The organism is Leisingera sp. F5 (genome assembly GCF_001593695.1).
Map to the genome: position 1 here is coordinate 1 of NZ_LUKH01000937.1, position 1,443 is coordinate 1,443.

General features: G+C 60.8%; 2 protein-coding genes and 2 pseudogenes. All 4 read left to right on the top strand.

What is annotated here, in order from left to right:
• A pseudogene (gene murC / locus A2I95_RS37615) lies at window positions 1–280 on the top strand (UDP-N-acetylmuramate--L-alanine ligase); the annotation flags it as partial.
• Between the two features lie 15 nt (window positions 281–295).
• Window positions 296–529 (top strand): hypothetical protein, encoded by a 234-nt coding sequence (locus A2I95_RS37620; protein ID WP_156916849.1) that lies wholly within the window; start codon window positions 296–298, stop codon window positions 527–529.
• Window positions 526–774 (top strand): DUF2484 family protein, encoded by a 249-nt coding sequence (locus tag A2I95_RS37625; protein WP_027258343.1) that lies wholly within the window; start codon window positions 526–528, stop codon window positions 772–774. The genes A2I95_RS37620 and A2I95_RS37625 overlap by 4 nt, the downstream gene beginning before the upstream one ends.
• A gap of 384 nt (window positions 775–1,158) precedes the next feature.
• Window positions 1,159–1,443: pseudogene (locus A2I95_RS37630) on the top strand (UDP-N-acetylenolpyruvoylglucosamine reductase); the annotation flags it as partial.

Here is a 1,443-nt window from a genome sequence, read left to right on the forward strand (position 1 = left end):
CCTGTTCGACGATTTCTGCGCCTGTTTCAACGAGGCCGATGTGGTCGCCATTGCCGAGGTTTTTGCCGCCGGCGAAGACCCGATCGAAGGCGCCGGCCGCGATGATCTGGTGGCCGGTCTTATCCGCCACGGCCACCGCCACGCCCGCGCCATTCTTAGCGAAGAAGATCTGGAGCGCCTGGTGCGCGAACAGGCGCGTCCCGGTGATATGGTTGTCTGCCTTGGGGCGGGTACGATCAGCACATGGGCCAACGGGCTGCCGGATAGATTGCGCACCTAGATGCTAATCCTGGGCTTGTTTGCCATTCTTCTTGTGGGCGCATGCATCGGCGTTTTACCCAGCTTGGTGTCTGGCTCCTTGTTTGTGCTGTTTGCGGGCGGTTTGGTTTACGAATACAGGGGAGCAGGTTCCATTGATTGGGTGACCTTCAAGTTCTTCTTGATTTTTTGGCTGCCCTTTGCCGTACCAGTTCTGTTAGCCGGGTTCTTTCTGGGGCGCTGGGCAAAGGGAGGAGAGATAGAGGAATGACGCTGTCGCTGACCCTGGCCGCCATCTGGGCGCTGACCGCCAATGTGCTGGCGATGATCCCGAGCCGGGACAACCTCTGGCGGCGCGCCTATGTGCTGATTGCACTGGGTATTCCGCTCCTGGGCTATGTCACCTATGAAAACGGCCCCTGGTGGGGGCTGGCGGTGCTGCTGGCCGGCATGTCGGTGCTGCGCTGGCCGGTGATCTATCTGGGCCGGTGGATAAGGCGTGCGCTGGCTCGCTGACGGCGGCGGATTGCTGCCGCGTGTTTGCAAAATGTTTCCGGCTTTGCCACTGCTTATGCGGTAGTACCGTTTTTTGTCGTGTTGAAGCCGGCCCGCGGACTGCCGGCCGCGGGGTTTGGCAATGGTGGCAGTTACTGCAATTTGGCTGGCTATTGGAGCAGTTTGGCTGATCGGCTTCTATTTTCTTGCCCGCCAGCGGTGGCAATGGCCGGCTGCGGGCCTGGTGCTAGTTTGGGCGCTGGTGCTGATATGGCTGGGGCTGGGCCTGTGCTTGGAGGATCACCAGCACAATAGCCGCGAGATCGCGTTGGCTCTTTATTTTGGCGGGCATCTTGTTTACGGACTATGCGCGTTCACTGGCTGGAACTTGGGACGGAAAAGACGATGGCGGCGCAAATTGAAGGGGTACTACCAGCGGCTCGCGGGCGGCTCTTGGAAGGCAAGCCGCTGGCGGACTTGACTTGGCTGCGCGTGGGCGGGCCTGCGGACTGTTTGTTCCAGCCTGCGGACATTGACGATTTGGCAGCATTCCTGCGCGGTCTCGATTCTGCTGTGCCTGTTTTCCCGATGGGGGTGGGGTCGAACCTGATTGTGCGCGACGGCGGCTTGCGGGCGGTGGTGGTGCGGCTGGGCCGGGGCTTCAACGGTATTGACACAGATGGCGAAACC